The sequence below is a fragment of the Synechococcus sp. CCY9202 genome (assembly GCF_034931685.1).
Lineage (GTDB): Bacteria > Cyanobacteriota > Cyanobacteriia > PCC-6307 > Cyanobiaceae > CBW1002.
In genome coordinates, this window is sequence record NZ_JAYGID010000030.1 from 69,976 (window position 1) to 96,935 (window position 26,960).

At 68.5% G+C, this 26,960-nt stretch carries 25 protein-coding genes and 1 tRNA gene; 17 read left to right on the top strand and 9 right to left on the bottom strand.

Annotation, left to right across the window (positions count from 1 at the left end; genetic code table 11):
- Window positions 1-22: 22 nt before the first annotated feature.
- A complete protein-coding gene (locus tag VB777_RS04415; protein WP_197156992.1) occupies window positions 23-688 on the bottom strand; it encodes a ribonuclease D in 666 nt (221 codons plus the stop codon).
- Between the two features lie 130 nt (window positions 689-818).
- On the opposite strand from VB777_RS04415, the gene VB777_RS04420 reads away from it, so the two are divergent.
- Entirely contained in the window at window positions 819-1,370 is a 552-nt protein-coding gene (locus VB777_RS04420; RefSeq protein ID WP_197171753.1) for a cofactor assembly of complex C subunit B, read from the top strand.
- Between the two features lie 100 nt (window positions 1,371-1,470).
- A complete protein-coding gene (locus tag VB777_RS04425; RefSeq protein WP_322757686.1) occupies window positions 1,471-2,289 on the top strand; it encodes a hypothetical protein in 819 nt (272 codons plus the stop codon).
- On the opposite strand, the gene hemF is transcribed toward VB777_RS04425, so the two are convergent.
- Window positions 2,216-3,241 carry an oxygen-dependent coproporphyrinogen oxidase gene (gene hemF, locus VB777_RS04430; protein ID WP_322758882.1) on the bottom strand — a complete coding sequence of 342 codons (1,026 nt, stop codon included), beginning with the start codon at window positions 3,239-3,241 and terminating at the stop codon, window positions 2,216-2,218. The genes VB777_RS04425 and hemF overlap by 74 nt on opposite strands.
- Window positions 3,242-3,422: 181 nt before the next feature.
- Here hemF and VB777_RS04435 point away from each other — a divergent pair, with 181 nt between their 5' ends.
- From VB777_RS04435 to VB777_RS04470, 8 genes are all read left to right on the top strand, one after another.
- The gene (locus VB777_RS04435; RefSeq protein ID WP_197171749.1) at window positions 3,423-4,508 is read left to right on the top strand and encodes an Mrp/NBP35 family ATP-binding protein; all 1,086 of its coding nucleotides are present in this window, start codon (window positions 3,423-3,425) and stop codon (window positions 4,506-4,508) included.
- A gap of 3 nt (window positions 4,509-4,511) precedes the next feature.
- Window positions 4,512-5,804 (top strand): rod shape-determining protein RodA, encoded by a 1,293-nt coding sequence (gene rodA, locus VB777_RS04440; protein ID WP_323247364.1) that lies wholly within the window; start codon window positions 4,512-4,514, stop codon window positions 5,802-5,804.
- Window positions 5,804-7,177, top strand: a complete 1,374-nt coding sequence (locus VB777_RS04445) for a sensor histidine kinase (protein ID WP_323247366.1) — start codon at window positions 5,804-5,806, stop codon at window positions 7,175-7,177. Before rodA ends, VB777_RS04445 begins: the two co-directional genes overlap by 1 nt.
- Before the next feature lie 140 nt (window positions 7,178-7,317).
- The gene (locus tag VB777_RS04450; protein ID WP_197156998.1) at window positions 7,318-7,749 is read left to right on the top strand and encodes a photosystem I reaction center subunit II PsaD; all 432 of its coding nucleotides are present in this window, start codon (window positions 7,318-7,320) and stop codon (window positions 7,747-7,749) included.
- A 68-nt stretch (window positions 7,750-7,817) separates the two neighbouring features.
- A complete protein-coding gene (locus VB777_RS04455) occupies window positions 7,818-9,434 on the top strand; it encodes an anthranilate synthase component I family protein (RefSeq protein ID WP_197157000.1) in 1,617 nt (538 codons plus the stop codon).
- Complete coding sequence (gshA, locus tag VB777_RS04460) at window positions 9,431-10,588, top strand: glutamate--cysteine ligase (protein ID WP_323247368.1); 1,158 nt, start codon at window positions 9,431-9,433, stop codon at window positions 10,586-10,588. Before VB777_RS04455 ends, gshA begins: the two co-directional genes overlap by 4 nt.
- Window positions 10,585-13,623: a phosphoenolpyruvate carboxylase gene (ppc, locus tag VB777_RS04465; protein WP_416238305.1), complete on the top strand. Its 3,039-nt coding sequence runs from the start codon at window positions 10,585-10,587 to the stop codon at window positions 13,621-13,623. The genes gshA and ppc overlap by 4 nt, the downstream gene beginning before the upstream one ends.
- A 2-nt stretch (window positions 13,624-13,625) precedes the next feature.
- Window positions 13,626-14,114 carry an N-acetyltransferase gene (locus VB777_RS04470; protein ID WP_231598257.1) on the top strand — a complete coding sequence of 163 codons (489 nt, stop codon included), beginning with the start codon at window positions 13,626-13,628 and terminating at the stop codon, window positions 14,112-14,114.
- 124 nt (window positions 14,115-14,238) lie between these two features.
- Here the strand turns inward: VB777_RS04470 and VB777_RS04475 are convergent.
- Window positions 14,239-14,312, bottom strand: a tRNA-Arg gene (locus VB777_RS04475).
- 185 nt (window positions 14,313-14,497) lie between these two features.
- Between VB777_RS04475 and recF the strand changes: the two genes are divergently transcribed.
- Entirely contained in the window at window positions 14,498-15,649 is a 1,152-nt protein-coding gene (gene recF / locus VB777_RS04480) for a DNA replication/repair protein RecF (RefSeq protein WP_323247451.1), read from the top strand.
- 86 nt (window positions 15,650-15,735) lie between these two features.
- The gene (gene speD / locus VB777_RS04485; protein ID WP_322757689.1) at window positions 15,736-16,227 is read left to right on the top strand and encodes an adenosylmethionine decarboxylase; all 492 of its coding nucleotides are present in this window, start codon (window positions 15,736-15,738) and stop codon (window positions 16,225-16,227) included.
- Window positions 16,228-16,442: 215 nt separating this feature from the next.
- On the opposite strand, the gene larE is transcribed toward speD, so the two are convergent.
- Window positions 16,443-17,324 carry an ATP-dependent sacrificial sulfur transferase LarE gene (gene larE, locus VB777_RS04490; RefSeq protein ID WP_197157008.1) on the bottom strand — a complete coding sequence of 294 codons (882 nt, stop codon included), beginning with the start codon at window positions 17,322-17,324 and terminating at the stop codon, window positions 16,443-16,445.
- Between the two features lie 64 nt (window positions 17,325-17,388).
- Here larE and VB777_RS04495 point away from each other — a divergent pair, with 64 nt between their 5' ends.
- A complete protein-coding gene (locus VB777_RS04495) occupies window positions 17,389-18,579 on the top strand; it encodes a cob(I)yrinic acid a,c-diamide adenosyltransferase (RefSeq protein WP_323247370.1) in 1,191 nt (396 codons plus the stop codon).
- On the opposite strand, the gene VB777_RS04500 is transcribed toward VB777_RS04495, so the two are convergent.
- Genes VB777_RS04500 through VB777_RS04510 form a run of 3 tightly spaced genes read right to left on the bottom strand, consistent with a single transcriptional unit; the run spans window position 18,573 to window position 21,078 of the window.
- On the bottom strand, window positions 18,573-19,343 hold the full coding sequence (locus VB777_RS04500) for an ion channel (protein ID WP_323247372.1): 771 nt from the start codon (window positions 19,341-19,343) through the stop codon (window positions 18,573-18,575). The genes VB777_RS04495 and VB777_RS04500 overlap by 7 nt on opposite strands.
- Window positions 19,344-19,396: 53 nt before the next feature.
- Window positions 19,397-20,569, bottom strand: a complete 1,173-nt coding sequence (moeB, locus tag VB777_RS04505) for a molybdopterin-synthase adenylyltransferase MoeB (protein WP_197157013.1) — start codon at window positions 20,567-20,569, stop codon at window positions 19,397-19,399.
- A 17-nt stretch (window positions 20,570-20,586) separates the two neighbouring features.
- Entirely contained in the window at window positions 20,587-21,078 is a 492-nt protein-coding gene (locus VB777_RS04510) for a M67 family metallopeptidase (protein ID WP_231605399.1), read from the bottom strand.
- Between the two features lie 46 nt (window positions 21,079-21,124).
- Between VB777_RS04510 and VB777_RS04515 the strand changes: the two genes are divergently transcribed.
- On the top strand, window positions 21,125-21,541 hold the full coding sequence (locus tag VB777_RS04515) for a CAAD domain-containing protein (protein WP_197171732.1): 417 nt from the start codon (window positions 21,125-21,127) through the stop codon (window positions 21,539-21,541).
- A gap of 52 nt (window positions 21,542-21,593) precedes the next feature.
- On the opposite strand, the gene VB777_RS04520 is transcribed toward VB777_RS04515, so the two are convergent.
- Complete coding sequence (locus VB777_RS04520) at window positions 21,594-22,538, bottom strand: fructosamine kinase family protein (RefSeq protein ID WP_323247375.1); 945 nt, start codon at window positions 22,536-22,538, stop codon at window positions 21,594-21,596.
- Window positions 22,539-22,577: 39 nt separating this feature from the next.
- On the opposite strand from VB777_RS04520, the gene crtD reads away from it, so the two are divergent.
- Entirely contained in the window at window positions 22,578-24,122 is a 1,545-nt protein-coding gene (gene crtD / locus VB777_RS04525; RefSeq protein ID WP_323247377.1) for a C-3',4' desaturase CrtD, read from the top strand.
- Window positions 24,123-24,132: 10 nt separating this feature from the next.
- Here crtD and VB777_RS04530 read toward each other — a convergent pair whose 3' ends face one another.
- Window positions 24,133-25,089, bottom strand: a complete 957-nt coding sequence (locus VB777_RS04530) for a prephenate/arogenate dehydrogenase (protein WP_323247379.1) — start codon at window positions 25,087-25,089, stop codon at window positions 24,133-24,135.
- A 42-nt stretch (window positions 25,090-25,131) separates the two neighbouring features.
- On the opposite strand from VB777_RS04530, the gene VB777_RS04535 reads away from it, so the two are divergent.
- Together VB777_RS04535 and VB777_RS04540 are read left to right on the top strand one after the other, a co-directional pair.
- On the top strand, window positions 25,132-26,604 hold the full coding sequence (locus VB777_RS04535; RefSeq protein ID WP_323247381.1) for a helicase: 1,473 nt from the start codon (window positions 25,132-25,134) through the stop codon (window positions 26,602-26,604).
- 29 nt (window positions 26,605-26,633) lie between these two features.
- Complete coding sequence (locus tag VB777_RS04540) at window positions 26,634-26,879, top strand: DUF2839 domain-containing protein (RefSeq protein WP_197157026.1); 246 nt, start codon at window positions 26,634-26,636, stop codon at window positions 26,877-26,879.
- The last annotated feature ends 81 nt before the right edge of the window (window positions 26,880-26,960 follow it).

Here is a 26,960-nt window from a genome sequence, read left to right on the forward strand (position 1 = left end):
CGCTGGCTGCAGAACCGGCGGATCATCGGTTGCCACCGCTGGAGTGCTCGAACAGAAGCGGAAAACGGTTGCGATCCAGCTCGGCGAACACCGGCAGGCAAGCAAAGCACCGCAACGCCAGATCCCAGCGATCTTCCCGCTTCAGCATGGTCTCAAGCTGATCGCGCGCAGGCAGCAGATAGCGCACATCACCGGCGGCATAGGCCAGCTGGGCCTCACTCAGGTCTTCGACCCTGCCCCAGTCAGAGCTCTGGGCCTGCTTGTCGAGTTCCACCCCCACGAGCTCCTGCACCACATCCTTGAGACCGTGCTTGGGGCTATAGGTGCGGCCCAGGCGGCTGGCCACCTTGGTGCAGAAGATCGGATCCACCGCGATGGCGAGGTTCTCAGCCAGGGCCGCCACATCGAAGCGGGCGAAGTGGAACACCTTTTCGATCGCCGGGTTCTCCATCAGGGCCTGGAGTCGCGGCGCCGCGTCCTGGCCTCGGGCCAGGCGAATGCAGCAGACGTTGTCGTGGTCGTCGCAGATCTGCACCAGGCAGAGCCGGTCGCGGCCGTGAATCAGTCCCATCGCCTCCGTATCGACCGCCAGGGCCCGGGCTCCGGCGTAGAGCGCCTGCCACTCGGCATCGAGATCCCCGTCGAACACGGCGAAACGGGCGGGGGCGGAACCGGGGGCCGGGGCCATGGCAGCGACAGACGACTTCCCCCATGGTGATGGAGGGCCCTGCCCGGCGGAATCCACGGGCTGGCCACACCGTCCACAATGGAGAGCCTTCACACCGCGTCCGCCAGGCGGCACGCTCCCTTGCCCCGCCATGCCCACCCTGGGTTCCACCTTTCTGCTCACCCTGCTGCTGGCCATCGGGCTGGTGTTCTTCCTGCGGGCCGCCAGCAAAGACCGCACCACCGTGGTGGAGGTGCATTCGCCGCGGCCTCCGGTGGAAGTGTTGCAAGGCCTGAGTGACTGGCTCACGGCGCGGGGCTGGCAATCGGCTGGCGGCGATCCGGATCTCCGGCTGCTGCGCTTCCAGGGACAGGTGGGCTCCAGCACCGCCCTGGCGCTGCTGCTGTCGCTGCTGGGCGGCATCGGCGCCGCCTGCCTCGGCCTGGTGCTGCGCCAGTTGCTGCCCGTCCTGGGCTGGTGGCCACTGTTGCTGGCCCTGCTTGGCCCGGCGGCGGGGTTGGTCTACCGGCGCCGAGCCGAGCGGGCCGAGAGCGTCGAGTTGCGCCTGATCAATGAGGAATCGGCCAGCGGCAGCACCTTGCGCCTGCGCGCCCACCGCGACGAGCTGATCGCCCTGGAAGTGGAGCTGGGTGCGCAATTGGAGCTGGCCAGCGACGGCGCCCTGCTCAGTTCACCGATCTGATCTGGTCCCCCATCTGATCTGGTCGCCGATCTCAAGCCTGCGTTCAAAGACTCCATCCCCCGCGAACCATCACGGTTTCCCTTCTCCCCCTTTGCCCCCCATGCGGGTTCTGCGCCTCTCCCTGCTCACGGCCCTGCTGCTGGCGCCGCTGCTGAGCGCGGCCGGAGCCCGCACCCCCCTTCTGCCTGGCAGCGATCCCCTGACGGGCCCGCGCTCCAGCCTGGCCAAGGACTGGCAGGGGATCCGCCCCGTGACACCCTCCATCCCGATCCTGGTGTTGGCAGGCCATGCCGATTCTCAGGAGATGGACGGATCCGGTACCAGCGGCGCTGCCGTGGATCTGGGCGGCGCCGCACCGATGGATCCCAGCATGCGGGACGAGCTCTACTGGAACCTGCTCACCGCCAGGGCGGTGGTGGAGCTGGGCCGCCGCAGCGGCCTCAACATCGCCTTCTATGAGCCGCCGGCCCGCACGATCGCCGAGGCGGATGATCCGCGCACCAACTGGAGCGTGGGGCGGAACCACGTGGCCCAGGGCGGCTATGCCCTCGAGATCCACTACGACGCCTACGGGCCCGATGGTGTGGGGTCCGGGCTGATTCCACCGCTGAGACCCTGGAGCCGCTCGCGAGTGGATGAAAGCCTGGCCGCGGCCTTCGGCCCCTATCCCCTCGGCTATCGGGGCGGACTGGGGGCACCGCGGCGCGGCATCGCCATCCTCGAAATCGGCAAGCTGGAAGGTCCGCTGGAGGACAGCCTGCGGGATCCCCAGCGCCGCCAGGCCACGATCGAGGCGATCGCCGGCCGGGTGGTGGAGGCCCTCCGAGCCGGAGTGGCGAGCCCGTTCAGCCCACCGCCTGATGGGGTTGGCAGCGCTCCACCAGGGTCGAGTCCTCGAGCCAGTTCTGCGGCCTGGTGAACACCTCGGTGAGCAGCGCCTCGCGGCTGCCCGCCTCAGGCATGTAGCCATATTCCCAGCGCACCAGCGGCGGCAGGGACATCAGGATCGATTCGGTGCGGCCATTGGTCTGCAGCCCGAAGATCGTGCCCCGGTCGAAGACCAGATTGAATTCCACGTAGCGGCCGCGGCGATAGAGCTGGAAGTCGCGCTCCCTCTCGCCGTAGGGGGTGTCGTGGCGTTTCTCGGCGATCGGCACGTAACTGGGCAGGAAGGCATTGCCACAGGCGCTCGCCAGGGAAAACAGCTGCTCCCAGGTCTGGGGGAGCGGACCGATCGCCGTTGCGGCCGCCGCCGCCAGGCCGCCTGGATCCTGGCCCTTATAGAGCAGGCCACCGGGATCCTGATAGTCGTAGAAGATGCCGCCGACGCCGCGGGTCTCAGCCCGGTGGCGCAGGAAGAAATACTCGTCGCACCAGGGCTTGAACACCGTGTAGTAGGCCGGATTCACCGAATCGCAGGCGGTCTTGAGTGTCTGATGGAAGTGCTGGGCATCCTCCAGGAAGGGGTAATACGGGGTGAGGTCGGCACCGCCGCCGAACCACCACACCGGCCCCGCCTCGAAGTAGCGGTAGTTGAGGTGAACCGTGGGGATGTAGGGATTACGCGGATGCAGCACCATCGAGGTGCCGGTCGCGAACCAACGCTGGCCCGCTGCCTCGGGGCGCTGGCTGAGGATCGAAGGCGGCAGCTGGTCACCCTCCACCTCGGAGAAGTTGACGCCCCCCTGCTCGAACACCCGACCGTTCTTCATCACCCGCGAGCGGCCACCGCCGCCTTCGGGCCGCTCCCAGCTCTCTTCCTGAAAGCGGCCCTCGCCATCGAGCTGCTCCAGGCCGGCGCAGATCGAATCCTGCAGCCCCATCAGCAGGGCCTTGGCACGGGCACGGGAGTCGGCGGGGGGCATCTCCATGAAGGTGGGCACCGCTGGGGCTGGGAAGGTGGTTTCACCATTCCAGCCCGCCGGGTCCCCAGACAAGGCTTCGAGAGCGTCTGTCACGGGTTCGTGTGCTGGTTCACCAGGGGTGACGGACCCGGCCGGACAGCAGCCGCCATCGCCCTCCTTAGGATCCAGCCACCAGTGACCCGCCGGCATGGCCACCCCGGACCAGGCGCACGCCGCCCTCCAAGCCCTTCAGGATGCCGGCAGCGGCCGCGGCCTGATCGAGCTGGAGTGGATCCAGCAGGTGCGGCTGCAGGAACGGCGCGCCGTGTTCAGGCTGGCGCTGCCGGGGTATGCCAACGGTCAGCGGGAGCGGATCGTCGCCGAAGCCCGTGCCGCCCTGCTGGCCCTCGACGGGATCGACGACGTGCAGATCGAACTGGCCCAGCCGGTGCAGCAGGGCGCCCCGATCGGCGGCGCCGGCCATGGGCCGGGCCAGCTGCCTGAGCGGCAGTCCATCCCCGGCGTGCGCCAGGTGATCGCCGTCAGCAGCGGCAAGGGGGGCGTGGGCAAGAGCACCGTGGCCGTGAACCTGGCCTGCGCCCTGGCCCGCCGAGGCCTGCGGGTGGGCCTGCTGGATGCGGACATCTACGGCCCTAACGCCCCCACCATGCTCGGCGTGGCCGACCGCACCCCCGAGGTGCGCGGCAGCGGCGACAGCCAGATTCTGGTGCCGATCGAGAGCTGTGGCATCGGCATGGTGTCGATGGGCCTGCTGATTCAGGAGAATCAGCCGGTGATCTGGCGGGGGCCGATGCTCAACGGCATCATCCGCCAGTTCCTCTATCAGGCCGACTGGGGCGAACGCGACGTTCTGGTGGTGGACCTGCCCCCCGGCACCGGAGATGCCCAGTTGAGCCTGGCCCAGGCCGTGCCGATGGCCGGGGTGGTGATTGTCACCACGCCCCAGCAGGTGTCGCTGCAGGATGCCCGCCGCGGCCTGGCGATGTTCCTGCAGATGGGCGTGACCGTGCTCGGCGTGGTGGAGAACATGAGTGCCTTCATCCCCCCCGATGCGCCGGACAAGCACTACGCCCTGTTCGGCAGCGGTGGCGGCCAGCGCCTCGCCGATGAAGCCGGTGTGCCCCTGCTGGCGGAACTGCCCCTGGAAATGAGCGTGCGCGAGGGCGGTGACAGCGGCCTGCCTGTTGTGATCAGCGCCCCTGAATCGGCGACGGCCCAGGCCTTCATGGCCCTGGCCGATCGGATGATGGCGCTCACTCCGGCGGCGGCCTGATCCATGGTCAGCGCCCTGGCCCGCTCCAGCGCGGCGGGCCGCCGCGGCCTGTTCTCGAAGCGGCGGGCCTGGCGCCGTCGCCCCCTGCAGGACGTGGACCTGATCCTCTGGGGTATTCCCCTGGCGATGACCCTGGTGTCGGGAATTCTGATCGCCAGCACCCAGCGCCAGGCCGCCTACGCCGAGTGGTATCAGCACTGGATCACAGCAGCGGTGGGAATGGGTCTGGCCCTCCTGCTCGCCCGGGTTCCGCTGAGGCGCCTGCAAAGCCTGCAGTGGCCGATCTACGGCCTCACCGTGGCCAGCCTGATCGCCGTTCGCGTGATCGGCACCTCCGCCCTGGGGGCCCAGAGCTGGATCAACATCGGTGGCTTCTACGTTCAACCCTCTGAATTCGCCAAGCTGGCGGCGATCCTGCTGCTGGCCGGCGTGCTGTCGGGCTACCCGGTGGAGCGGCCGGTCGATCTGCTGCGCCCGACGATGGTGATCGGCCTGCCCTGGATTCTGGTGTTCATGCAGCCGGACCTGGGCACCTCGCTGGTGTTCGGTGCCGTGCTGCTCACCATGCTGTTCTGGGCCGGCATGCCCCTGGCCTGGGTGCTGCTGCTGCTCTCCCCTCTGTTCACAGCCATCCTGTCGGGCACCCTGCCCTGGGCCCTGACCGGCTGGATCCCGCTGATGGGGGTGATCGCCTGGCGCTCCCTGCCCTGGAAGCGGCTGGCCCTCACGGTGGTGCTGGCCGTGCAGGGCCTGTTTGCCGTTGCCACCCCATGGCTGTGGAGCCACGGCCTCAAGCCCCACCAACAGGATCGGTTGGTGATGTTCCTCGACCCGTCCAAGGATCCTCTCGGCGGCGGCTATCACCTGCTTCAGAGCAAGGTGGGCATTGGCTCCGGTGGACTCTGGGGCACCGGATTGATGCAGGGCAACCTCACCAAGCTGCGCTTCATCCCTGAACAGCACACCGATTTCATCTTCAGCGCCCTGGGCGAGGAGACCGGTTTTCTGGGATCCATGCTTGTAGTGGCGGGCTTTGCCCTGCTCATGTGGCGGTTGCTGCAGATCGCCGGCAAAGCCACCAGTGATTTCGAATCCCTTGTGGTGGTGGGAGTCGGGGCGATGCTGATGTTCCAGGTGGTGGTGAACATCAACATGACCATCGGCCTCGGACCGATCACCGGCATTCCCCTGCCGTGGCTGAGTTACGGGCGATTCGCCATGTTGGTGAACTTCATGGCCCTCGGCCTGTGCGCCTCGGTGAACCGCCAGTCCCGTGCCAGCCGCGGGCGCTGGTGATGGAGCACGGCTCCACGACATTGTCGGCATTACGCCAGAGCCTGTCCGCCGCCGTACCTGCGGGCCACAGCGACGAAGACGGTGTGCGCCGCCAGTGGTGGGCGGCCCTGGCCACCCTTCAGGAGGATTTCCTGCTGCCGCAGCTCCCGTTGCGGGGCCTCTGGCTGGCGGCACCCCTGCCCGCCCTCTACGAGCCGGAGCTGCTGCTCCACCTCAAGGGCTGGGTGTGGGCACCGGACAGCCTCGAGCGGCTGCGGGGCTCCGTCGCTCCCCTGCTGCCCGGCGGCGCCGGGTCAAGGGGCACGCCAGCGCCTGGACAACTTCCCGGGTTCGAGCGGCTGCAGCTCAGCGACGACGACGGCAGCGATCCCCTGCTGTTGCTGATCACGCCACGCCTGCAGGTGGCCCTCTGCCTGGATGGTCCGCCCCGGGAGCGGCGACTGGTGGCCCGCTTCGATCCAGCCGGCCTTTCGGCCGCCCTGTCGCTGCTGGATCGGCGCCTGCAGCAGCAGCGCCCCAGCGCCGCCGCAGAGCTGCGCCGCGCCCTGCGGGAACTGGGCCCCCTGGCCAATGCCGAAGATGTCGCCCTGCAGTTCTGGCCGAGGATGGCGGAGCGGCTTGGAACGATCGCCCCCAGCCTCACCCTGCAGCCGCTGGTGCATGGCGGCAACCGGGCCGAGACCCCACGGGCGGTGAGCAGCGAACTGGCCCTGCTGGAGGCGCTCACCCATGAGGTGCGGACCCCCCTGGCCACGATCCGGACCCTGATCCGCTCGCTGCTGCGCCGCAGCGATCTCTCCGCCGTGGTGCGCGAGCGCCTCGAACAGATCGACGGCGAATGCAACGAGCAGATCGATCGCTTCGGCCTGATCTTTCATGCCGCTGAGCTGCAGCGCCAGCCCGAGAGCGACGAGAGCGGCCATGGCGAACGGGAACGGCTGGCCCGCACCGATCTGAGTGCGCTGCTGCGCCAGCTGGAACCTCTGTGGCAGCGCCAGCTGGAACGGCGCGGCCTGCAGTTCGAGCTGCAGGTGGCCGACGAGCTGCCACCGGTGCTGAGCGATCCGAGCCGGCTGGAAACGATGCTGGGCGGCCTGGTGGACCGCTTCAGCCGCGGCCTCAGCGGCGGCAGCCGCGTGCGCCTCAGCCTCCAGCCTGCCGGCAATCGGCTCAAGTTGCAGATCTGCAGCGAAGGAACCCGCCCCCAGCGCCCCGAAGACCATCGACGGGTGGGACCCGTGCTGAGCTGGGACCCCGAAACCGGCAGCCTGCAGCTCAGCCGGCAGGCCACCCAGCGGCTGTTCCATCGGCTGGGCGGACGGCTGGCGGAGCGCTCCGGCAGCGATATCACGGTCTTCTTCCCCGTCTGCTGAGCGGGCCGGTCTGGGGCGCCCTGGCGATCGGACGGTTTGTTGACGGGTGTGAAGACTGCCGAGAGGGTGGCGGAACCATGAAAATCACGGTGCTAGTTTCCGCCTGAAACGGTCTGCCGACTCCCCATCCAGGAACAGCTATGACAGCAACGGCGCTGAGCGGTCAACTCCCGAAGTACATCGGCAGCACCGGCGGCCTCCTGAACTCCGCCGAGACCGAAGAGAAATACGCGATCACCTGGACCAGCAGCAAGGCCCAGGCCTTTGAGCTGCCCACCGGTGGTGCGGCTGAGATGAACGAAGGCGAAAACGTGATGTATTTCGCCCGCAAGGAGCAGTGCCTGGCCCTGGGCACCCAACTGCGCACCAAGTTCAAGCCTAGAATCGAGGATTACAAGATCTACCGCATCTTTCCAGGCGGTGACACCGAATATCTGCACCCCAAAGATGGTGTCTTCCCCGAGAAGGTGAATGAGGGGCGCTCGATGGTGGGTCACACCCCCCGTCGCATCGGCGACAACCCCAATCCCTCGGCTCTCAAGTTCAGCGGTAAGAACACCTTCGACGCCTGAGCCGTACTGGCCAAGACCTATAACAGCGGGGCTAGGCGCCCCGTTTTTTTTGCCCGCCTGCCGCTGCAATGGTCCCTTCCGAGCGCCCCAGCCAGCGCACCACCGGTCTCGACGGGGATGTCCTGGACGGAGGGTGGTTCGATGAGGCCTTCCACGCCCAGGCGGCGGCAGGCCTCAGCTTCCTGCCGCTGTGGAAACGCTGGCCCGCCGACCTGGAGACGCCCCTCACCACCTGGCTGAAGGTGGGCCAGGCCAGCCACCATGGGGTGCTGCTGGAGTCGGTCGAAGGGGGCGAACGCCTGGGGCGCTGGAGCTTTGTGGTGAGCGATCCGCTCTGGACGCTGACGGTGCGCGGCGAAGAGGGGGAGCGCTGCTGGCGCGACGGTCGGCGCGAAAGCCTGCACGGCAATCCGTTCACGCAGCTGCGCCAGGCCCTGGAGCCGGTCTGCCCGGCACCGGTGCCGGGCCTGCCGCCGGTGGGGCAACTGTTCGGCTTCTGGGGCTATGAGCTGATCCATTGGATCGAGCCCACCGTCCCGATCCATCCCACCGACCCCCTGGGGCCACCGGATGGCTGCTGGATGCTGGCCGACAGCCTGCTGGTGTTCGACCAGGTGAAACGTCAGATCACGGCGGTGTCCTACGCCGATCTCAGCGGTGGCGCCGATCCGGCCCAGGCCTGGCAGGAGGCGTTCGCACGGATCGAAGCCCTGGAGGCCCGCATGCAGGCTCCCCTGCCCTCCGGCCTGACGACCCTGGCCTGGAACGATCGCGCCGAACTGGCCGAGCCACCCAGCAGCAACCGCAGCCAGGCCGACTTCGAGGATGCCGTGCGTCAGGCCCGCGCCCACATCGCCGCCGGCGACGTCTTTCAGCTGGTGCTGAGCCAACGCCTCGAAAGCCACGTCATGCGGGACCCGTTTGACCTCTACCGCAGCCTGCGGATGGTCAACCCCTCGCCGTACATGGCCTTCTTCAACTTCGGCGGCTGGTACCTGATCGGTTCCAGTCCAGAAGTGATGGTGAAGGCGGAACCTGCCAGCGATGGCAGTGGCGCCATCAAGGCCTCCCTGCGGCCGATCGCCGGCACCCGTCACCGCGGTGACAATGACACCGAGGACAGGGCCCTGGAGGCTGAGCTGCTGGCCGATCCGAAGGAGCGGGCCGAGCACGTGATGCTGGTGGACCTGGGCCGCAATGATCTGGGCCGGGTCTGCAGGCCAGGCACGGTCAAGGTCACCGATCTGATGGTGATCGAGCGCTATTCCCACGTGATGCACATCGTCAGCCAGGTGGAGGGTCTGCTGACGGCGGATCGGGACGTCTGGGATCTGCTGATGGCCTCCTTTCCGGCTGGCACCGTCAGCGGTGCCCCCAAGATCCGGGCCATGCAGCTGATCCATGCGCTGGAACCCAACGCCCGCGGGCCCTACTCGGGGGTGTATGGCGCGGTGGATCTGGCAGGGGCCCTGAACACGGCCATCACAATCCGAACGATGGTGGTGCTTCCCGCCGCCGACGGCGGCTGGCGGGTACAGGTGCAGGCCGGCGCCGGACTGGTCGCCGATTCCCAGCCCACCGCCGAATACCAGGAAACCCTCAACAAGGCGCGCGGCATGCTCAAGGCCCTGGCCTGTGTGCAGACTCCAGCGCGGCACCCGTTCGGTGATGGGGTCCGGGCATGAGCCGCCCTCTGCTGCCGAAGGGATTTGAAGTGGAACTGTTCACCGGCCGGGCCGACGGCACGGTGGTGGGCTGCTCCGCCGAAGTGGCTCGCCGGTTCCCCGATTTCGTGACCGAGCCGGATCGTCGCAACCTTGAGTACACCACCCCGCCGGAGGCCAGTTACCAGCGCCAGCTGGAGCTGTTGCTGGAACCGCGGCAACGGCTGCGGCCCTGGCTGACGGAGCGGCAGCTCACCCTGCTGCCGGGCAGCACCCTGAGCCTGGGGGACAGCTGTCATTTCGAGCGGTCGGATCCGGACAACCCCTATCACGGGTACATCGAGTCCACGTACGGCACCTTGGTGGTCACCGCCAGCGTGCACATCAACCTGGGCCTCAGCGACATGCCGGCCCTGTTCGCCGGGCTGCGGCTGCTGCGCTGTGAGGCAGCCCTGCTGCTGGCCCTGAGCGCCAGCTCCCCGTTTCTCGATGGCGCGGTGATGGGCGCCCACTCGCAACGCTGGCTGCAATTCCCGCTCACTCCTGCGCAGGTGCCGCTGTTTCGCGATCACGCCCACTATGTGGAGTGGATGGCGGAGCAGCTGGCAGCTGGATCGATGCAGAACGTGCGCCACCTCTGGACCTCGGTGCGGCCCAACGGGGACGCCAGGCCCCACCAGCTCAACCGGATCGAGATCCGCATCTGCGATCTGATCACCGATCCGCTGCTGCTGCTGGCGGTGACCGCCTTCGCCGAACTGCGCCTGCACCAGCTGCTGGCAGACCCGGCAGCCCACGATCCCCTGCGGGCCAGCCCTCTGGACGCCCAGGCCCTGGCCCAGCTGGCCGATGCCAATGATCAGTCCGCAGCCCGCTCCAGCCTGCTGGCCCCCCTGACCCACTGGCGCACGGGCCGCACGATCATGGCGGCCGACTGGATCCGCGAGAGCCTGGAGACGATGGCCCCGTTGGCGAACGACCTCGGGCTCACCAGCGTGCTGGCCCCGGTGCAGCGGGTGATCGACCAGGGCAATCAGGCGATGCGCTGGGTGGAGCGGCAGCGATCGGGCAGCACCATCGCAGAGATCATCGCCAGCGAGGCCCAGGTGATGGAACAGCAGGAGGTCCGGGGCGCGGAGCCCAACGAGACAGACAGCAACCCCCCTTTGGGATGATCATGACCCGTTCCGCCATGCCGTTCATCCCGATGCGGGAGTCGCTTGCCACCAGCACCGAGCCCAAGCCTCTGGTGAGCCAGCTGCTCGGCGAACGACTGGAGCTGGTGGAGGACCTGTGGGAAACGGTGCTCCGCAGCGAATGTCCACCGGAGCAGGCAGATCGGCTGGTGCAGCTGAAACAGCTCAGTGCCACCGATCCTCTCGAAGGCGGCGCCACAATCCTGCCGAACGCCACCTCGACCGACGCGATCGTGCAGCTGATCCGCGGCATGGATCTCTCCGAGGCGATCGCGGCCGCGAGAGCCTTCTCGCTGTACTTCCAGCTGGTGAACATCCTCGAGCAGCACATCGAGGAAGACAGTTATCTCGAGAGCCTCAAGCTTCAGCCCGAACCGCCCAGCACCGATCCGTTTCTGCCGCCTCTGGCCAGCCAGACCGAACCGGCCACCTTCCGGGAGCTGTTCCAACGCCTGCGCAACCTCAACGTTCCGCCGGCCCAGATCGAGAACCTGCTGCGGGAGCTGGATATTCGCCTGGTGTTCACGGCCCACCCCACCGAGATCGTGCGCCACACCGTGCGCCATAAGCAGCGGAAGGTCGCGGCCTTGATCCAGCAACTGCAGCGCAGCAGCCTGGCCAACATCGAAGATGACCAGCGCATCCGCCTGCAGCTGGAAGAAGAGATCCGGCTGTGGTGGCGTACCGACGAACTGCACCAGTTCAAACCCTCGGTTCTCGATGAGGTGGATTACGCCCTGCATTACTTCCAGCAGGTGCTGTTCGATGCCATGCCCCAGCTGCGCCAGCGCCTGCGGACGGCCCTGAGCGGCAGTTACCCCGACGTGCTTTCGCCCCGCGATGCCTTCTGCAGCTTCGGCTCCTGGGTGGGCTCCGATCGGGACGGCAATCCTTCGGTGACACCGGAGATCACCTGGCGCACAGCTTGTTATCAGCGTCAGCTGATGCTGGAGCGCTATATCCACTCCGTGGGCAAGCTGCGCGATCAGCTGAGCATTTCGATGCAGTGGAGTCAGGTGAGCCCAGCCCTGCTGGAATCCCTGGAAATGGATCGGCTGCGTTTCCCGGAGATCTATGAGGAGCGGGCGGCACGCTACCGGCTGGAGCCCTACCGACTGAAGCTGAGCTACACGCTGGAGCGGCTCCAGCTCACCCGTCAGCGCAACCAGCAGCTGGTGGATGCCGGCTGGGAATCCCCCTGTGACGGCCACTCGGGCCTGCCGTCGGCCTTTATCGGTGATGGCAGCGGGGTCGGCAACCTCGCCTCCCCGCCGCCACCGGAACTGCACTACGGCTCGGTCGACGAATTCCGGGCTGACCTTGAACTGGTGCGCGACAGCCTCGAGAGCACCGGACTGGGTTGCGAAGCCCTGGAGAGCCTGCTCAGCCAGGTGCACATCTTCGCCTTCTGCCTGGCCAGCCTGGACATCCGCCAGGAGAGCACCCGTCACAGCGATGCGCTCGACGAGGTCAGCCGCTATCTGCAGCTGCCCGTGCCCTACGGCGAGATGGATGAGGAGCAGCGGGTGAGCTGGCTGCTGACCGAACTCAAGACCCGTCGGCCGCTGGTGTCTCCGGCGGTGCGCTGGAGCGATGCCACCCACGAGACTCTGGCGGTCTTCCGGATGCTGCAGCGCCTGCAGCAGGAATTCGGCGCCCGCATCTGTCGCACCTACGTGATCTCGATGAGCCACACGGTGTCGGATCTGCTAGAGGTGCTGCTGCTGGCCAAGGAAGCGGGCCTGGTGGATCCGCTGGCGCCCCACTCTTCGCTGCTGGTGGTGCCCCTGTTCGAAACGGTGGAAGACCTGCAGCGGGCTCCCGCGGTGATGGAGCGCCTGTTCTGCGAACCCTTCTACCGGGCCCTGATCGCCTCGGGGGAAGAGGGCGGCCCACCGCTTCAGGAAGTGATGCTGGGCTATTCCGACAGCAACAAGGATTCCGGTTTCCTGTCCAGCAACTGGGAAATCCACAAGGCCCAGATCGCCCTGGAAGAGCTGGCCAGCCAGCACGGGGTGGCGCTGCGCCTGTTCCACGGCCGCGGTGGATCGGTGGGTCGCGGTGGCGGACCGGCCTATCAGGCGATCCTGGCCCAGCCCAGTGGCACCTTGAAGGGCCGGATCAAGATCACCGAACAGGGGGAAGTGCTCGCCTCCAAGTACTCGCTGCCGGAGCTGGCCCTCTACAACCTCGAAACCATGACCACGGCTGTGCTGCAGAACAGCCTGGTCAGTGCACCGGTGGATGACACCCCCAGCTGGAATGAGCTGATGGCGCGGCTCGCCGCCCGCTCCCGCGATCACTACCGCGCCCTGGTTCACGACAACCCCGATCTGGTGGCCTTCTTCCAGCAGGTCACCCCGATCGAGGAAATCAGCAAGCTGCAGATCTCCAGCCGGCCGGCCCGGCGCAAGAGCGGCGCCAAGGACCTCTCCAGCCTGCGGGCCATTCCCTGGGTGTTCGGCTGGACCCAGAGCCGCTTCCTGCTGCCCAGCTGGTTCGGCGTGGGTGCAGCCCTGGAGGAGGAGTTGCACCGGGATCCCGGCCAACTGGAACTGCTGCGGCTGCTGCACCAGCGCTGGCCGTTCTTCCGCATGCTGATCTCCAAGGTGGAGATGACCCTCTCCAAGGTGGACATCGATCTCGCCCACCACTACGTGCAGGCCCTGGGGCGGGAGGAAAACCGCGACGCCTTCGAGCGCATCTTCCAGACGATCGCCGCCGAGTTTCAGCGCACCCGTGACCTGGTGCTGCGCATCGCCGGGCAGGAGCGCCTGCTCGACAGTGATCCGGCCCTGCAGCTGTCGGTGGATCTGCGCAATCGCACGATCGTGCCGCTCGGATACCTGCAGGTGGCCCTGCTGCGGCGCCTGCGGGATCAGAATCGTCAACCACCGATGAGCGAAGCCACGGCCGCCGGCCAGGACGGGCGGACCTACAGCCGCAGCGAGCTGCTGCGCGGCGCCCTGCTCACGATCAACGGCATTGCCGCCGGCATGCGCAACACCGGTTGACCGTGCTGGACTCCCTGTTGATTCCGTTCCGCAGTCAACCCGCCGCACCCCGGCTTCGGGAGGGCTACCGCCTGCTGCAGGATCCGATCCCCTCGCCGGAAGAACTGAATCGGTTGATGGGCGCCTGCGGCGAGCAGCCCCGGGCCAGCCAACGCTGGCTGCAGGCGATCGAACGCAGCGCCTGGCACCTGGCTGTGCGCGGACCCGATGGACGGTTGGTGGGATTCGTGCGCTCCACCAGTGATCAGGCCCTCAATGCCAATCTCTGGGATCTGCTGGCCGATCCCCAGGACCCCGACCCGACCGAGATCCTGGCGGCGCTGCTGCATGGGGCCCTGACGCGCCTGCGGCGGGAACTGGGCGGCTGCAGCGTGTCCCTGTCCGCCCCTCCTGAGGCGATCCTGCCGCTGGAAGCGCTGGGGTTTCTGGTCGATCCCGGCGGGATCCGCGCCATGGGCCTGTCGCTGGGCTCTCCCGGGGGAAACCGCTGAGTTGAAGGCCAGAGGCGCGACAGGCCGTATTCGCTGCAGGGCGGAATCGGACCAACGGGGCGGGCATGCCATGAAAAAGCCCTGCCGTTCAGATCGGCAGGGCTGAGATCGTCAAGGCTGACCACGAGCATGGAGGGACTCGAACCCCCGACCCTCAGAACCGGAATCTGATGCTCTATCCAACTGAGCTACATGCCCCTGCGGTGAGGCGCCTGCGTCGAGCCGAAGCTGACGGCCGGACCGGAACCGACCCTGAAACAGCGATGTCCGGAGAAGGGGTCCTGCGGATGTGCTGCTCAAGGCAGACCTCGAGGTGTCAAAGCCCCGCTGCCGGCAGGGCTACCTTAACCGCACGCCGCACCTGAGCCATCCGGCTGCATCGCCTGGAGCTGCGCCAGTTCCGCAACATCGAGCACCTCCGGCTGGAGCTACACGAGCCGCGCCTGCTGGTGGTGGGGCCCAACGGCGAAGGCAAGTCGAACCTGCTGGAGGCGGTGGAGCTGCTCTGCAGCCTTCGCTCCCACCGCACCGGCAGCGACCGCGACCTGATCCGCCACGGTCACAGCCTCAGCCAGCTGCAGGCGATGTGCTCCGACGGCGACCAGTTGCAGCTGGAGCTGAGGCAGCGGGGGGGACGGATCGCCAGTCGCAACGGCAAGGTGCTCGAGCGGCAGCTGGACCTGCCAGGGCGGCTGCGCTGCGTCACCTTCAGCGCCCTCGACCTCGACCTGGTGCGGGGGGAGCCCGCCCTGCGGCGCCAGTGGCTCGATCGGGTGGTGCTTCAGCTTGAGCCCGTCTACGGCGACCTGCTCAGCCGTTACGGCCGCCTGCTGCGGCAGCGCAGCCAGCTGTTGCGCCGCGGCGGCCCCGTAACCCAGCGGGAGGACCTGCTGGATGCCTTCGATCTGCAGATGGCGGCGATCGGCACTCGGCTGCACCGGCGGCGCTGGCGGGCCCTGCGGCGGCTCGAACCCCTGGCGGCGGCCTGGCAGGAGCGCCTCAGCGGCGGCCGGGACCAGCTGCGGCTCGAGTACCGAAGCGGCACGCTGCTGGAGGGGGAGGACGCCGAGGCACCCTGGCGGGAGGCGATGGTGGCCCAGCTGCTGCTGCAGCGCAGCGAGGAGCTGCGGCTGGGCCAATGCCTGGTGGGTCCGCAGCGGGATGAAATCGCCCTGCTGCTGGGGGAGCAACCGGCGCGGCGCTACGGCTCAGCCGGCCAGCAACGCACCCTGGTGCTGGCCCTGAAACTGGCGGAACTGGCCCTGGTGGAAGAGGTGGTGGGCGCCCCCCCCCTGCTGCTGCTCGACGATGTGCTGGCCGAGCTCGATCCGCAGCGCCAGCGCCTGCTGCTGGAGGCGGTGGGGGAGGGCCACCAGTGCCTCGTCAGCGCCACCCATGTCGACGGCTTTGGCGAGGGCTGGCGGCAGGCCGCCCAGCTGGTGCGCCTGCGCGGCGGCAGCCTCGGGCCTGAACCGAAGGCGTTGACGGCGGACAAGCGGGACGCGGACTCGCTGGGGGCGGAATCCGGGCCCTGATCGGCGCGTCAGAGGCTGGATTGCGCCACTTCCTGCACCAGCCAACGACTTTGGGGCGTATGGTGGTCCCTGTTTGTCTGGATTCAATGAACCAGAGCCTGCCCTGCCTCCACCCCAACCCGGGATGGACTGGTGCTCACTCCACCACCCCCACCGCCCTGCAGAGCGTGAGTGGGACCAGTACCACCGATACGGTGGGTAAACACTGCATCCTTGAGCTCTACGACTGCACGTCTGCCAAGCTCAACGACGAAGCCTTTCTCAGGACCGCCATCACCACAGCAGCGAAACGTGCTGGCGCCACCCTGCTCAATCTGATCACCCATCATTTCGATCCCCAGGGGGTCACCGGGCTTGCCCTGCTGGCCGAATCGCACATCTCGATTCACACCTGGCCCGAATCCGGGTACGCGGCCGTGGATGTGTTCACCTGCGGTGACCACACCATGCCCGAGCTGGCCTGTGCGGTGCTCTGTGAAGAACTGGAGGCCCGAACGCACAAGCTCACCAGCTTTCGACGCGAAACGCCGGAGTGCATCGCCGGGGCAGATCGGGATCCGATCCTGGCGGCCGCCTGACCCCTGCACACCACCGCTGACTCAGCGGTTGGATCTGGATCAGCGTTTGGATCTCCAGGCGCCAGCCCAGTTAGCGCGCCGCGAGCGCTTGAAGCACCCTGCTGGGTGCTTTTTTATGCTCCCCAAAACGCAACAGTCCTTGCTCATTGAGCCCTCAGGACCAACGCAGCCATCGCCACATGCTCAGGGGTGATCGCCAATCGCCAGCCCGGCCGTCAGGGGCAGCTGTTGACGTCGTGATCGAGTCCTCGGTTGAGCTTGCCGCTGACCAAGCCTTCCAGGTCCAGGCTCACCGCCGTGAAGCCCAGGCCCAGCAGAGCCTCCACCAGCTCCTGTCGGAAACCAGCGGAACTACCACCATCGGCCAGCCGCGCCAGCAGCTCCGGCAGTTGGGCGGCGGGCAGCTCGATCCGCGCCGTTTCGCCCTGGCTGCGTACCCGCAGATCCCGCAGCCCCCGCTGGCGTAACCAGTCCTCGGCCGCGGCCACCCGCTGCAACCGTGTGGTCGTGATCGGCTCGCCATAGGGAAACCGCGACGCCAGACAGGGCTGGGCCGGCTTGTCCCACCACGGGAACCCAAGCGCGCGGGAGATGCGACGCACCGCCTGCTTGTCGAGGCCGAGATCGGCCAGGGGAGAACCCACCCCGTGCTCACGGGCCGCGTCGATGCCGGGGCGGTGGTCGCCGAGATCGTCGAGGTTCACGCCATCGAGCACGGGCGCCCCGCCGGCAGCGGCGGCCAACGGCGCCAGCAGGCTGTGCAGCTCGCGTTTGCAGGCGTAGCAGCGCCGTTCCGGATTGCTGCTGTAGGCAGGATCGTTCAGCTCGGCGGTGGGAATCTCCCGGTGCCGCAGGCCCAGCCAGGCCGCCTGCAGCCGGGCCTCCTCGCGCAGATGGGGCGCCAGGGCCGGCGAGACACCGGTGATTGCCAGGGCGCCCTCGCCCAGTTGCTCTGCCGCGATCGCCGCCACCAGGGTGCTGTCCACACCACCGGAATACGCCACCACCACCGACTCGAATCCGGCCAGGTGCTGCCGCAGCCGTTCCAGGCCTCGCTCCAGAGGCTCCGGCAGATGCTCGATCCGGGGATGGGCCATGGCGGCAATCCTGGCAAGCGCTGGGGCGGTCCGTCGTTAGCATCGATCTGCCGCCGCTCCTGCGATGTCTCCCCCCGCCAGCAGCACCCAGACGCCGCAACGGGGCACCGGCCGCGGCATCGGCATCCGTACGGCGGCCGGCAGTGACGAACGCGCCCATGGCCAGCTGCACGTCTACGACGGCGATGGCAAAGGCAAGAGCCAGGCGGCCCTGGGCGTGGTGCTGCGCACGATCGGGCTGGGCATCTGTGAGCAGAAGCGCACCCGGGTGTTGCTGCTCCGTTTTCTCAAGGGTCCGGGTCGGGCCTACGACGAGGATTCCGCCATCGAGGCGCTCCAGCAGGGCTTTCCCCATCTGATCGACCAGGTGCGCACCGGCCGCGGCGACTTCTTCACGGCCGAGGAAGCGAGCCGCTTCGATCGCCAGGAAGCCCAGCGGGGCTGGGACATCGCCAGAGGTGCGATCGCCAGCAACCTCTATTCGGTGGTGGTGCTGGACGAACTCAATCCGGTCCTGGACCTGGGCCTGCTCGACACCGACGAGGTGGTGCGGACCCTGTCGGCCAAACCGGCTGGCATGGAGGTGATCGCCACCGGGCGGGGAGCACCCGGCGCCCTGGTGCAGCTGGCTGACCTCCATTCCGAGATGCGCGCCCATCGCCGCCCCGATGACGCCGATGGGGAGCCGGGTCAGGCCCAGGGCCTCGAAGGCATCGAGATCTACACCGGGGAGGGCAAGGGCAAATCCACCAGTGCCCTGGGCAAAGCCCTGCAGGCGATCGGCCGGGGCATCAGCCAGGACAAGAGCCACCGGGTGCTGATCCTGCAGTGGCTCAAGGGGGGCAGCGGCTACACCGAAGACGCCGCGATCGCGGCGCTGCGCGAGAGCTATCCCCACCTGGTGGATCACCTCCGCTCCGGCCGTGACGCAATTGTCTGGCGGGGCCAGCAGCAGCCGATCGACTACGTGGAGGCCGAGCGGGCCTGGGAGATCGCCCGCGCCGCCATCGCCAGTGGGCTCTACAAAACCGTGATTCTCGACGAGATCAACCCCACGGTCGATCTGGAGTTGCTGCCGGTGGAGCCGATCGTGCAGACCCTGCTGCGCAAGCCCGCCGAAACCGAGGTGATCCTCACGGGTCGCTGCAAGAACCTGCCGGCCTACTTCGACCTGGCCAGCGTCCACTCCGAGATGGTGTGCCACAAGCACTACGCCGAACGCGGTGTCGACCTCAAGCGCGGCGTGGATTACTGATCGTCCATCGGCAGCCGATCCGGCGGAGACGACGCCAGGGTCTTGTGCTCCTGCCAATGCTCCTCCAGCTCCGCCGCTTCGTGGGCGATGAAGCGCCCGAGCAGCAGGCCCACCAACAGGGATATGTAGAGGGTACTGCTCACACTCAGCAGGATGGCGAAGCGCTCACCCACTGGGTTACCGGGAAGCACATCGCCATAACCCAGACCGGCCACTGTCACGAAGCTGTAGCAAAGGAGCCTGTCCCTGAGGGCCTCATGGCTGCCCACGGCCCCCAGCAGAAAGGAACCCGGGTGCACCACCTCAATGGCGGTGGCCACCATGCCGCCGGTGAGGCCAAGATGCACATAACCGCCAGCAGCGCCGGCCAGCACGGACAGGTTCACCCTCGGCACCCGTGCCAGGAGCCTCACCAGCCGCACGGAGGTGGTGATGAAGAAAATCGCCACCAGGAGCAGAGTGGCCACCTGCAGGTGGCCTGATGGCCAGCCCCGAAACAGGGAAGGAACCCAGATGAGCAGCCCGGTGACGAGCCCGAGCCACTGGTAGAGCGCACCGATGCAACGTCCTCTGAACGTGGGCAGCAGCACCGGCAGTGTCCGAACCGACTGCAGAATCAGCAGATCGAAGACGATCGGCGCCACCAGGGGCTGCGGGAAGGGCCCCACCTCATTCGCCAGGGGCATCAGCAGTACCGGCATGATCGAGGCCGCCAGAAAGGCCGGAAACTGGCCCTCCAGGGCGATCAGCCGGCGCTGAGACACGGCGGGCCCATGATCATCGGTTGGGCCCGCGAAGCGGACCCGCAGCCACCGCCTCAGTAACGGGGCACCGATGGATCCACCTCCTGGCTCCAGGCGTCGATACCCCCAGCCACATTGGTGCCCTCGATGCCATGACGGCCCAGGGCAATCAGGGCCTTGGCACTGCGGCCACCGAGTTTGCAGTGCACGTAGAGCTTCTTGCCCTGGGCCAGCCGGCGCACATCGTCAATCGCCTCGCCACTCTCAATCCGATCGAGCGGCACCAGCAGGGCACCGGGAATCACGGCAATGTCGGCCTCAGGGGGATTGCGCACATCGACCAGCAGGATGTCCTCCAGCTCGCCGTCGATGATCGTCTTGAGCTCGGCGACGGTGATGCTGGGCACACTGCCCGCCTCTTCCTGGCCGGGGGCGCTGCCGCCCACGCCGCAGAACTCCTGGTAATCAATCAGTTCGTTGATCACCGGCCGCTCCGGGTTGGGCCGCAGCTTCAGCTCGCGGAACTTCATGCCCAGGGCATCGAACAGCAACAGGCGGCCGCTGAGGGTGGTGCCGATGCCGGTGATGATCTTCACCGCCTCGGTGGCCTGGATCACGCCGATGATGCCGGGCAGAACGCCCACCACGCCGCCCTCGGCGCAGGAGGGCACCATGCCCGGCGGCGGCGGCTCGGGGAACAGATCGCGGTAGTTGGGGCTTTCGGCATCGAGGTTGAACACCGTGGCCTGGCCTTCGAAGCGGAAGATCGAGCCGTAGACGTTGGGCTTGCCCAGCAGCACGCAGGCGTCGTTGACGAGATAGCGGGTGGGGAAGTTGTCGGTGCCGTCGCAGACGATGTCGTAGGGCTCAATGATCGCCAGAGCGTTCTCACTGGTCAGGGCGGTCTCGTAGAGATCCACCTGGCAGTGGGGGTTGATCTCGAGGATCCGGGCCTTGGCGGATTCGATCTTGGGCTTGCCCACCCAGCTGGTGCCGTGGATCACCTGCCGCTGGAGGTTGGAGTGATCCACCACGTCGAAATCGACGATGCCGATCCGGCCCACGCCCGCGGCGGCCAGATACAGCAGCAGCGGCGAACCGAGGCCGCCGGTGCCCACACACAGCACCGAGGAGGCCTTGAGACGCTTCTGGCCCTCCATGCCCACCTCCGGCAGGATCAGGTGGCGGGCGAAGCGGGCCACCTCGTCGGGGCTGAGCTGCACCCCGGTGGTGTCGGGAGGAAGCATCGGAGAAGCGCGACCGGTCAATCCACCATTGTCCACGCCAGCGGCAACGGCTGGGTGTCCTCCTCGGTCAGCCACCAGCAGCGCAGGGCCCAGCCCGTGCGGGGCAGGTCTGCACGGGTGCTGCCGCGAGGGTCGCCATCGCCGCCAGGCGGGCCCGCGATCACCAGCAGGGCAGGGGGAAAGGCGAGGCGCCGGTCGGTGGCCGAGGGCAGGGGCGCACTGGCGGGATGGCTGTGGGCCGCCCCCAGGACCGTCAGGGCACGGGCCCGTCCCCACTTCTGGGCCAGCAGCTGCTCCCGCGGATCGATCGCGAAGCGGCGGCCCCGCTCCCCCATCGGCTGCCACCCATTCAGACAGGGCCAGATCCGCTCCACCTGCCAATGGGCCTCCCGGCGGCAGCCCAGCAGCAGGGCACAGCCTTCGGCAGGGCTGGCGGCGGCCAGCAGGGCATCCAGGCAGGTCAGCCCCCGCCGACGGAAGCCGATCCGCGCTGGCCAAATGGAGCTCACACCGATACCTTGGCCCTCGATCGTTTCAAATTGTGCGGCTCCATTCATGAGCGATACCACCACCTTGAATGAGCCCGACCTGAAGGAAGCCGGCAGCGACGCAGGCGAGACCAGCACCTCGAGCAGCCCGTTCGGCTCCGGTGTGGGCGACGCCACCGTGAATTTCGCCGAGCGCTACGGCGACATCCTGACCAAGGTGAACACCACTCTCGACCAGGTGGACTGGTCCTTGATGGGTCGGATCGCCAAGGGCACCGGTGTGTTCCTGGCCGTGATCGTGGCGCAGATCCTGATCAAGGGGGTGCTGGACACCATCAATCTGCTGCCGGTGGTTCCCGGGCTTCTGGAGCTGCTTGGCCTTGTCGTGGTGGGCCAGTGGAGCTGGCAGAACCTGACCACCAGCGAGAAGCGCAACGCCGTGCTCGCCCAGATCCAGGCCCTTCGCAAGGAATACCTCGGCTGAGCGGCCATCATGGGCTGGGTGGTTGGTTCGTGGGGCGGCCTGACAGCAGGATTCAGCCCAGCCGCAGCAGGCCATCCAGGCTCACCTGGGCCTGTTGCCGGTAGGAGCCACCAAAGAGATTGGCGTGGTTGAGCAGGTGGTAGAGGTTGTAGAGCTCCACCCGCACCCGATGCCCCGGGGGGAGGGGCCACCCGGCCTCGTAGCCGGCAAAGAAGGCCGGTGGGAAACCACAGAAGAGGCGCGCCATTGCCAGATCCACTTCCCGATCGCCGCGATACACGGCAGGATCAAAGATCGCGCCCCGACCGTCGTCGAGCAGGGCGGCATTGCCGCCCCACAGGTCGCCGTGCACCAGCACGGGCTCAGGCTGGTGCCCTTCCAGCCACTGGGGCAGACGCTCCAGCAGAGTGGTCGCCTGGCGCAGCGGCGCGCCGCCGCGTGCGACCCACTCCAGCTGGGGAAGCAGGCGACGGTCTCGGAAGAACTCCACCCAGCTGTCGCACCAGCCGTTGACCTGGGGGGCGGCCCCGATCCAGTTGTCCTGCGGCCAGCCGTAGCGGACATCGACGCCATCCAGGCTGCGCCGGTGCAACAGAGCCAGGGAACGGCCCAGCTGCTGCCAACCCAGCTGGCGCCGTGCTGCAGCATCGCCACGCTGACTGGCTGAGCTGTTGGCGGTCGCCTGGCTGCCGCCCGAAGGACAAAAGGGCAGCCAGTCGGTCACCAGCAGGGCAGCCTCTGCCACCAGCCCCACAAAGACGGGCTGGGGCACCGCCAGCTCAGGGGGTGCCGCGGCAGCCAGGGCGCCTAACCCATCGGCCTCGGCCTGCAGCAGCGGCAGATCGGCTGGCTTCACGCTCTTGGCGAACAGGCTGTGGTGTGCGGAAAACCGCAGGCGCCAGGCGCGGCCCGTGCAGCCTCCGCCGACCGGCTCCACCGAGGCCGGCGCCTCACCGCAGTGATCCCGGGCCCAGAGACCCAGCTGGGACGGGAGCATGGCTCGCACCGGCCAAGGGAACGCTGCCAGCATGCCGGGATGACGGAGGCGCACGGCACGCAGTCGCAGGGCACGGGATCTGACGGCACCGAGGCCCACGGCCCAGTGGCGGTGCTGGGGGCCGGAATCGCCGGCCTCACGGCGGCGGCCCTGCTGGCCCGCGCCGGCCTCAAGGTGGATCTGCTCGAGGCCCACCACCAGAGCGGCGGCTGCGCCGGCACCTTCAGGCGCGGCCCCTACGTGTTTGATGTGGGCGCCACCCAGGTGGCCGGCCTGGAGGCAGGTGGCATTCACGCGCGGCTGTTCGCCCATCTGCACCAGACCCCGCCGGCGGCCACACCGCTGGATCCGGCCTGCGTGGTGGATCTCCACGACAGCCAGCCGCCGGTGCAGCTCTGGCGCGATCCGCTGCGCTGGCAAGCGGAACGGCAGCGCCAGTTCCCCGGCAGCGAACGGTTCTGGCAACTCTGCGCCTGGCTGCATCGCACCAACTGGGCCTTCGCGCTGCGGGATCCGGTGCTGCCACCGCGCTCGCTCTGGGATCTGGGCCAGCTCTGCGGTGCCCTGCGGCCAGCCACCCTGATCAGTGCCCTGGCCACGGGCGCCACGGTGGCCGATCTGCTGGCCCTCTGCGGCTGCAGCCACGACCAGCGCCTGCGGCGCTACCTCGACCTGCAACTGAAGCTCTACTCCCAGGAACCAGCCGATCGCACCGCCGCCCTCTACGGCGCCACCGCCCTGGCCGTGGCGCAGGAGCCACAGGGGCTCTGGCACCTCGAGGGTTCGATGCAGGAGCTCAGCCGGGCGCTGGAGGACAGCCTGGCCCGCTGGGGCGGCCGCCTGCGACTGCGGCACCGGGCGCGTCAGCTGGAGCGCCGCGATGGCGGCTGGATCGTGCGGGGAGAGAAAGGCGGCAACACCCCCTTTGCCCTGGCCTGTGAGGCGGTGGTCTGCACCCTGCCCCCCCAGTGCCTGAGCGATCTGCTGGGCGAGGCGCTGCCAGCGGGCTACCGGCAGCGCCTGCAGCACCTGCACGACCCCTCCGGCGCCCTGGTGCTCTATGGGGCCGTGCCGCGCTCGGTGCTGCCGCCCCACACCCCCAGCCACCTCCAGCTCGACTGGCCATCTCCGGGCCCACTGTTCGTGTCGGTGAGCCAGGAGGGCGATGGACGGGCGCCCCAGGGGCAGGCCACCGTGATCGCCAGCGTGTTCACGCCGGCCCGCCCCTGGTTCGGCCTGGACGAGACCGAGTACCAGGCGCGCAAAGCCCAGGCCGGCACCGCCATGGCGGCCGGCCTGGAGCAGCTGCTCGGGATCGGATCGGCCGACTGGCTGCACCGGGAGCTGGCCACACCCCGCGGCTTCGCCGGCTGGACCGGACGGCCCTGGGGCTATGTGGGGGGGCTGGGCCAGCACCCCAGCCGCTTCGGGCCCTTCGGGCTGGCCAGCCGCACACCAGTGCCGGGGTTCTGGCTCGGCGGCGATTCCATCCATCCCGGCGAGGGCACCGCCGGCGTGAGCCTCTCCTCGCTGATGCTCTGCCGCCAGCTGCTGGCGGAGCGCGGCGAGCCCCTGCGGATCTGAACCGAACGGGTCAGACGAACTGGGGGCGCAAGTCGCGGCAGTCGGTCAGCAGCTGCTGCAGCTCCGCCCAGTCTTCCCGGCGCACCAGCTGCTCGAGCTGATCAAGGCTATGGCGGTAACCGGCCAGAGCCTGCAGCACCGCCTCCCGGTTGCCACGGGCCATCAGGGTGCCCAGCTCGGGGTTGCCGCCCCCCACCCGGGTGGTGTCGGCGAAGCCGCTGGAAGCCAGGGTCCGCACCAGGCTCGGCAGCGAACTCATGAACGAAGACTGGCTCTGGGATGACGGGCTCAATGCTGGCTGGCCCTCGCCAGCACTGCTCCGATCAGCGGTCTGGAGGAGTGCCGCACTCACCAGCACCGGCAGATGGGAGATCAGGGCCACCGCAGCGTCGTGGGCCCTGGCCTCGCAGCACACCCAGCGGGCTCCGAGGGTCGCAGCCAGGTCAGCCACCAGGGCGAGCGCCTCGGGGTCGGTGTCGTCAGCAGGGGTGACCACCCAGGGACGGGCAACGAACAGGTCGCACACACCGGCCTCCACGCCGGCCTCGGCGGTGCCGGCCATGGGATGGCTGGGCACGAAGCGGCGGGCCTGCCGCTCCCCGCCCAGCCGCCGCAACGCCGCCGACCACACCGGCAGCAACGGCCCCTTGACCGAGCCCACATCGGTCAGCACCGCCTCGGGGGGCAGAGCCTGCAGCAGGTCTGGCGGCGGCGCCAGCAGCTGATCCAGGGGCAGCGCCAGCACCACCAGATCGCAGCCTGCCAAGACCCAGGGATCGGTGCTCACCACCGAAGCCAACCCCCGGTCTCGGGCCCTGGTGGCGGTGGCCTCACGGCGCACCAGGGCCCGCACCTCGGCTCCGGCCGTCTGCAGGTCGAGGCCGAGCGATCCGCCGATCAACCCGAGACCCACCACACCCACCGGGCCATGGCGCCAGGCAGGCCGGGGCTCGGCGGGGTTGGTCATCGTCGCTGCAGCCGGGTCGGACCAGCTTCCTACGATTCGCCCATGCTGGAAGCCCTGGCCCATCAACAGCTGAAAGCCCTGCTGCGCCAGGAGGGAGCAGCCGAGTGGCCGCATCACCTCAGCCTCAGCCGGCTCGTGGCCCGCAGCCTGCGGCGAAGCGATCACACCTTGATCCGGCTCACCCCCGGCACCGGCCCCGACTGGTGGATCAGCCTGCTGGTGCCGCTGGCCCTCAGCGACGCCCCCCTGGCTCTGGTGCTGAGCCAGGATCTACGCCAGCGCCTCCTGCAGATGGAGTTGCCGAGGCTGCGGGCCGTGAACCTTGCCCTCCCCCTCTGGGAAGGGTCTGGCCCTTGCCCACCCCATCGGATCTGGCTGCTGGACCACGCCGAGCTGATGGAGGCCTGGCGGAATGGCCAGCTGGGGGAGCACCAGCTGGTGATCCCGGAAGCCGAAACCCTCGAGCCGAAGCTGCGTCGTTCGCTGGCGGTGCGGATCACTGCCGATGACTGGAACCGGTTGCTGCGCAGCCAGCCGGCGGCCGAAACCAGCCTGATGGCCCTGCACGACCGGTTGAGCCGCCGGGTTCTGGAACCGCCGCGTCAGCCCAGCGGCCTGGTGGCCATCGCCCCAGAGGAGGAAGCACCGCTGCGCCAGCTGCTCGCCCTGCTCGGCCCCCTGCCGCCCCCCTGGGACCAGTGGCTGGAGCAGGGGGGAGATGGCTGGAGCAGCTGGGCCGAGGTGGACATGCGGCTGTTGCAGTGGACCCTGCACCGCCAGCCCCTGGAGCCCCTGCATGCCCTGGCGGGCCTGCTCAGGGGGCGTGGAGCCGTGCTGCTGGGCCAGCTGGCCAGCCCGATTGCTGTCCGCCGGAGCACCCAGGCGCATGGCGCAGCCCCCGAGGCCGTCCTCGGCCTGACGCCCGAGGTGGTGGTCGACCTGGGGGATCCTCCCCTGGCCGATCCGCTGCCGCTGTTCGCACCCCTGCGCCAACCGCTGCCCAATAGCCCCGTCTTCGCCCAGCACCTGCTGGAGCAGAGTCGCCGGCTGGTGCTGGGGCAGGCTCGGCTGAGCGTGATCCTCTGCGACGACGAAGGCCTGCGGCTCAGCCTGGCCAGTGCGATGGCGGCGGAATTCGGCCGTCGGGTGGAACACGAATCCACCACTCCCGATGCGAATGGGATTCTCTGCGCCCGCTGGAGCTGGTGGCTGGAGCAGCAGGAGCGGCTGCCGCTACCGGGTCAGATCCTGGCGGCCACCTTGCCGATCGCCAGCCTGGAGGATCCCCTCACCGCCGCCCGGGTCGCCGCCCTGCGTCAGCAGGGCCTCGACTGGTTCCGGGAGCTGCTGCTGCCCGAGGCCGTGAACCGGCTGCAACGCTCCGTGGCAGGCCTGCGCCGCGGCGGCGGACGCCTGGCCGTGCTGGACGGACGCTTGCGCAGCCGCAGCTGGGGGGCCACGGTGCTGCTGGCCCTGGAACCATGGGCGAGCCTGAGCCGCCTGCTGCCCAACTAGCGTTGCCGGCAGTTGCCACTGCTGCGCGGATGGGGGAAGCTAAGCGTCGTTCCACCCAGGGCCTGCCACCGCGGGGGCCCAAGCCATCCGCAGGCAGCGGCACGAGCCCGGAACGTGTCGCGCCGTGGCTGCCCTTGAGCAAGGACCAGGCCAACCGCTTCGTGGCGATCACCACCCGTGGGGCCTGGTTCGGTATCGGCGCGCTGGTGCTGTTCTGGGTCACGGTGCGCTTCATCGGCCCCGCCGCAGGCTGGTGGACGCTGTCGGACGGCTGACTCCTGCGCGGCAGAGGCGGAGCCCAGCAGGCAGGAGGCACCTGAGCGACAGCAGCGATTGCCAGCGGACGCTGATCAAAA